The sequence below is a fragment of the Mycobacterium sp. genome (assembly GCF_035623875.1).
In the GTDB taxonomy this organism is placed as follows: Bacteria; Actinomycetota; Actinomycetes; order Mycobacteriales; family Mycobacteriaceae; genus Mycobacterium.
In genome coordinates this window covers 1-5,810 of the sequence record NZ_DASPSP010000287.1, presented here as the reverse complement: position 1 = coordinate 5,810, position 5,810 = coordinate 1, and the positions used below count along the sequence as shown (strand labels likewise).

Annotated in this window: 5 protein-coding genes and 2 pseudogenes; 3 read left to right on the top strand and 4 right to left on the bottom strand. The window is 64.1% G+C overall.

Features of this window, described 5'->3' with window-relative positions; all coding sequences use genetic code 11:
• Positions 1-364, top strand: a 364-nt coding sequence (locus VEI45_RS23210; protein WP_324856868.1) for an integrase core domain-containing protein, incomplete at its 5' end; no start/stop codon positions are given.
• A 217-nt stretch (positions 365-581) separates the two neighbouring features.
• On the opposite strand, the gene VEI45_RS23205 is transcribed toward VEI45_RS23210, so the two are convergent.
• Positions 582-1,547, bottom strand: coding sequence for a zinc-dependent alcohol dehydrogenase family protein (locus VEI45_RS23205; protein ID WP_324856867.1), 966 nt, complete (start codon positions 1,545-1,547; stop codon positions 582-584).
• Between the two features lie 39 nt (positions 1,548-1,586).
• Positions 1,587-2,045 carry a hypothetical protein gene (locus tag VEI45_RS23200; protein WP_324856869.1) on the bottom strand — a complete coding sequence of 153 codons (459 nt, stop codon included), beginning with the start codon at positions 2,043-2,045 and terminating at the stop codon, positions 1,587-1,589.
• Between the two features lie 136 nt (positions 2,046-2,181).
• Here VEI45_RS23200 and VEI45_RS23195 point away from each other — a divergent pair, with 136 nt between their 5' ends.
• Together VEI45_RS23195 and VEI45_RS26535 are read left to right on the top strand one after the other, a co-directional pair.
• The gene (locus VEI45_RS23195; protein ID WP_324856866.1) at positions 2,182-2,985 is read left to right on the top strand and encodes a helix-turn-helix transcriptional regulator; all 804 of its coding nucleotides are present in this window, start codon (positions 2,182-2,184) and stop codon (positions 2,983-2,985) included.
• Positions 2,986-4,196: 1,211 nt separating this feature from the next.
• Positions 4,197-4,308 (top strand): annotated as a pseudogene (locus tag VEI45_RS26535) (LuxR C-terminal-related transcriptional regulator); the annotation flags it as partial.
• Here VEI45_RS26535 and VEI45_RS23190 read toward each other — a convergent pair.
• The gene (locus tag VEI45_RS23190) at positions 4,305-5,339 is read right to left on the bottom strand and encodes a dihydrodipicolinate reductase (RefSeq protein ID WP_324856865.1); all 1,035 of its coding nucleotides are present in this window, start codon (positions 5,337-5,339) and stop codon (positions 4,305-4,307) included. The pseudogene VEI45_RS26535 and the gene VEI45_RS23190 overlap by 4 nt on opposite strands.
• Positions 5,340-5,375: 36 nt before the next feature.
• Positions 5,376-5,531: pseudogene (locus VEI45_RS23185) on the bottom strand (MBL fold metallo-hydrolase); the annotation flags it as partial.
• Positions 5,532-5,810 lie beyond the last annotated feature (279 nt).

The window sequence follows — 5,810 nt, the reverse complement described above, 5'->3', positions numbered from 1 at the left end:
CTGGACTCGTCAACGAGAGGGCGTGCTTGACTTGAAAGATGTTGTCCACCATACAGATAGAGGATCGCAGTACACCTCGATCCGGTTCACCGAACGCCTCGCCGAAGCGGGAATCCAACCCTCGGTTGGGGCAGTCGGTAGCTCCTACGACAACGCTCTGGCCGAGACGATCAACGGCCTGTACAAGACCGAACTGATCAAACCCCGCAAGCCCTGGCGCACCATCGAAGAAGTCGAACTGGCCACCGCCGAATGGGTCCACTGGTTCAACCACCGCCGCCTCTACGAGTACTGCGGTGACATCCCACCGGCCGCGCGGGAGGCGGCCTATTACGCTCAACGCCGGAGGCCAGCCGCCGGCTGAGTCCTCAAATCAGAACTCACCGGGGCGGTTCACGTTGGTCATAGAACGTGCGGGCGCCGGGGCTGGCCGACAGAGCGCATAAGGCCCACTTATCGATGGCGTCATACAAGCGGTGGTTTCGCACGTGGCGGGCCAGTTCTCAGCTCGTGGCGAACAACTTTGTCTCACGTTTGTCTCACGAAAGTGGCGAATCTTCAGCCGCCCGCTGTGCGCGCGTTCATCGCCCCGCCACTTTCAGCAGGATCTTGCCGCCACGGAGCTGATGCGACACCGCGTCCTGGATATGCTCGAGGGGGTACACGCCCGCCACCGGGACCAGGAGGGCGCCGTCGGCTACTAGCGGCGCCGCCTCATGAATGACAGGCACCACCTTGTCGCGGTAGTCGAAGTCGCCGACAAAGAATCCGTGGACCGTGAGGTGCTTGCCGACCAGTGCCAGGGTGTCGACCCACATGGGTTCGCCACTGGCCCAGGAATAACTGACCAACGATCCACCGTCGGACAGCAATTCGACCAGCCGCGCCACCATTGGACCACCGACGCAGTCCACTGCCAGCGCCACTCGCGCGTCGCCGATCACTGCTCGAACATCGTCGACCGCATCGGGGTCATCGGCGTGGACCACGTCGGCCCCGGCTGCTGTGAGCTCGGCGAACGTTGCGTCGTCACGAGCCAGGTTGATCGTCTTCAGTCCACGAAGTTTGGCTAGCGCGATCAATGACCGCCCCACACCGGAGTTCGCAGCGTTCTGAACCACCCAGTCACCGCGCTGCAGGGAGGTGTATTCACTGAGCATCAACCCTGCTGTCGGGGGGTTGCTGCCCAGCATCGAGTACTGCTCGATGTCGCCGGCGGGGAGTGCGAACAGGCCGTCGGCGGGCACGACGAGCCGCTCACGCCACGCACCGGCATACAGGGGTAGCACGACCAGATCGCCGACCTGAAGTCCATCGACCTCGGCGCCAGTGGCAAGCACACGGGCAACCCCCTCTGCGCCGGGTATGTGGGGCAGGGGTGGTCGCGCCAGCACGCCGCTGACAACCAGTAGGTCGTGTTTGTTCAACGGCGAGAACTCGACGCTCACCAGCACCTCGTGCGGGCCCGGTGGCGGCGGCTCCTCGATGTCGACGACGCGGAGCACCTGTGCGGGGTCGCCGAACCGTTCAATCTGGATGGCGCGCATATCAATTCCTCTCGCTAGGCTGGTTAATTTTGACAGCAGTTATCGCCGAATTTCGGCGTCGCTGCGCGTCTCGATGGCCTTGACGCTGTGAACGAACGCCTTCCTTAACACGCCCTTGCCGATCGTTCCGAGTACGGCCGCCAGGACGCGCCCCCTGAAATTTTTGCCCTCGCGGACAATGACAACGTCCACATTCGTGGTGCCGTCGGGACGCAGGCTGAGCGTGTAGACATAGCCCGACGCGCCTCCCCATGTGTTCGAGTCGGTGGTCGTCAGCGTGACGTGGTTGGGATCGGACCAGTCGTAGTGCAGGCGTTCCCAGATGCCACCTGAGCCTTCGGTGACATCGGCGTCACGCGCGCCCTTGTGGTGCACCCTGAGGTCGCCGTCCGCGCTATTCGGAAACAGCTCCGAACGGCCCGGTCCGAAGTCAGTGAGCCCGGCGATGAACTGCTGCGGGGTAGACACTGTCGACCGGTGGAAATGAATCGTGGACATCGTGTCCTCCTTGCTCGATGGAATTGATCCTTCGTCCACGGGAAGCGCATCGCCGCCAATGCGAATTCCTGCTTGGACCTCGGCGGGCAAGCCCTATTGATCCTGGTATTGCGAGGGACAGCCTTAAGATCGGGCAATGTCGCCAACGGCCAGCGCGCTGGGTGACTTCCTGCGCGCACGCCGCGAACAAATCCGCCCCGAAGATGTCGGGTTGGGTTCCGGACCTCGCAGGCGCGTCCCGGGATTGCGCCGCGAGGAATTGGCGATGCTCGCCGGGATTAGCGTCGACTACTACCTGCGACTCGAGCAAGGCCGTGACCAGCACCCGTCCCTACAGGTGCTCGATGCGCTCGCCCGGGCGCTGCGACTGGACGTCAAAGCCACAGAACATCTTCATCGGCTTGCGGGCTTGCGGGCGACGCATAGCCCTCGACCTGTTGCAGAGACGGCGTCTGACGGTCTGGATCAGCTGATCGACCAGATCTCGCTTCCGGCGATCATCACCAACCGATACCAGGATGTGTTGGCCGCCAATGCGATTGCCCGCGCGTTGTCACCGGGGTTCGCCCCCGGCGAGAACTTCTTGAGGTGGCGCCTGTTGGCGCCGGCTGCTCGCGATTTCTTCGTCGATTGGGACGAGGCAACTGAGGTCGCCGTACGTGGACTACGGGAATCCGCGGCCGGCGATCTGGGCGATCCGCGCTTACGCGCCTTGATCGACGAGCTCTCGGCAGCCAGCGACCGGTTCCGCGAACTCTGGGCGCGCGCTGATGTTGGATACCGCACCGGCATCCTCCACATGCGACATCCCGTAGCGGGTGATCTCTATCTTCGCCGCACGAGGCTCAGCGTCCCCGACTCCGACACTCAGGTATTCATTTACTACCCCGAGCCGGGCAGTGATTCGGCAAAAGCACTCGAGGCACTCGCAGCCTCATAACCCCTGGGGGCGCTCGGGTTACGGAAGTTCTTCGAGGAGGGTGGCCACGAACTGGTGGTGACCTCGGACAAGGACGATCTGGACTCGGAGTTCGAGCGCGAACTGCCTGACGCCCAACCGGCCGCGCTGGAGGCCGCCTATTACGCTCAACGCCGGAGGCCAGCCGCCGGCTGTGTGCTCAAATCAGAAGTTCTCCGAACTCACCGGGGCGGTTCACAGGTACACCGAAATGCCCACGTCGTGTTGTCGCAAAGGTTGTCTCAAAACCTTCAAGCGTCTCCTCAACCTGCACCTCAAGCGTCATCGGGTCAGGACTCGAGTTCGAACTTCGCGGCGCTCTCGAGTCTCAAGGGCGTTCCCGGCGAATGGCGTCTCTCCGCCGTCGCGTAGCTTGTGTCTGGCACCCGGCTTTTACGTTGCAACGCTCGCTATTTCGCGTGTGGTGAGGCGTAAACCGCGTTGCGGCTCAACGCATCTCTGCTCGTCTGCGAGCGTTGGCCGGGGCGAGGCGGGCCATCCCGCGCACGATCCATGGTGTCCGCCTGGCGATCACCTCGACGGCGCGGTCGGAGCGGCGCATCGCGGTCCGACGGCCGGGGGTCGGCATTGACGCCAGTTCTGCCTCGGCCGATCCCGCCCGCGCGCCGTGGCGATCCACCGCCAGGAGCTGCCAGGTGCCCGGCACGCGCCGTTGAGCCGATTTTCATCAGTGTGCTAGCGCCCCACCGACGGCAGTTCGCCTGACCCAGGCCAACGGATCGGCGGCGGTGCATGTAGGTTCGCCTGGTGACTGGGCCGTCGCGACAAGACTCCGCAGCGGGTTCAGACATGCTGGTCGGGGCGTTCGTCGTGCTCGCGAACTTTCTTGACGCCGAGGGTCTCACCGGGCGCCTCGCCGCTGCGAGTCGGCACTAGTCGGTTCGTCCAGTTTTACGTTCGAGGAAGTAACCACGCGACACGGATTCAGCCGTGAGTTGCTTGATGCTGCGCTCGCCGTTCGTGCCGGGGTTGGTCGTCTCAATGACGTAATCCACGCGTCCACGATCACGCTTGTCCTGCCGCACATCCTGTGCCCCGGCGAAGTCGTCATCAACCGACCATCGCTAGGCCCCGGAAACGATCCGGCTTGTCCGATCGACCTGGAGACGGATCGACGCGTTGCGGAGTTTAAGGTTGCGCAATGGAAGGGTGCCGACACGCCCGCCGAGCGCGTCGTCTCACCGCGCACCGTGCAACCCACCTCACCCACTTCTACACCAAGCTCGGCCTCACCTCGCGCTGCAGCTCGTTCAAGAGGCTGCCCGCCACGCGTCAGCCACCTAGTCCAAAGCGCCCTGGGATCCGGTGAGGGGCAGATCAATCGGCGTGATGACGCCCGGTTGCGCGTCGCAGACGAACGGTATGGCGTTGACCGCCGCCACGGCGGTGCTGTCCATCAACACGGTCATCACGTCCTGTCCGGGTTCGCCGAACCGGATCGTCGCGTCGACGCGTGGTTCACCTTCGATCACCACGCTGAAACCCTCGGGGTCGCTCCATTGCGGGTCGAGCGCGTCGTTGCTCATGGTCCAGCAGATGGCGAGCTCGACCACCGGGCGGCCGCCGCGATGGCCGCGATAGGTGCGGCGCTGGCCCCCGACGGTGGCGGCGGCGAAGTCCACCCACCCCAGATTCAGATCCCGGGTCAGCACCGCGGGCTCGACGAATGCCTCCTTGGAGTCGAGTTGGACACCCAGCATGGCGGCGATCATGTCCAGCGTCTCGAAGTAACCGAGGCCGTATCGTTGCGTCTCCGGGTCGATTTGCGTCACTGGCTGACGGGGTGGTTTGCCGAATCCGAGCACCCTCCATACTTCCCATACGGGATAGCTAGCGCAGTCCAACGTTTCGACGAGCTTGACGCTGTGAACCCGTCGGCATGCGCCGGTGAGGAAGCCGGCGACCACGTTGATGAAGCCCGGCTCGAATCCCGTTCCCAGGAAGGTCGCGCCTCCCCGTTGCGCCGCCTCCTCGAGCGCCGGGAGTTCGGCCGGGTGATGGGTGCCGGTCAGGAAATCTCCCGTGGTGACGACGTTGATGCCGGAGCGCAGCATCCTGGCCACCAGGTCGTAGTCGATGACGCGAGGCATGTAATTCACACAATCCGGTCGAAGCTCGATCAATGCGTCGGCATCCCCGGTTGCGGCAACACCGACCGGGGATCGGTCGGCCAGCGCACCCGCGTCACGTCCCACCTTGTCCGAACCGAATGCATGGACGCCCACCACGTCGAAGTCATCGCGATCCAGCAGGATGCCGAGCGCTCGCTTGCCGATGTTGCCGGTTGACCACTGGGCTACTCGGTACCGCGCCATGCCCAACCGTAACCGTTGGCCGCGCCTCGGCGATGCTCAGAGTCGCTCGATGTCCAACCAGTGATCGACCTCGAATTGGTCCGCGGTGGCGCGAATCGTCGCACCGCCCCGACCGGGATAGTGTGCGGGGATCACGGCGGCCTTTGCCTATGCGGCCTCGGTGAATACCCGTCGGCGGATCGCCGCGGCGCTCCCAACTCGACTGGACGATGAGCGGTTTCGCCCATTCGGACCAGCGGTCGCCGTGGTCGAATCTACTGGTCCCTCGGTGCGTCACGGGTGACGTTGGGCGATCACGCCGGGCCAAAAGGCCCTTGTCCAGACACCAGTGCTGGCATGGAAGATTAGGAATGTTCGTGTCCGCCAGGATTAAACAGGTTGCCGCCGTCGTCGGCCTCGGGTGGTTGACCGTTGTAAGTCCGGGTGTGGCGCACGCGCAGCCGCCGCACATTCCCCAGGACACCGACATCA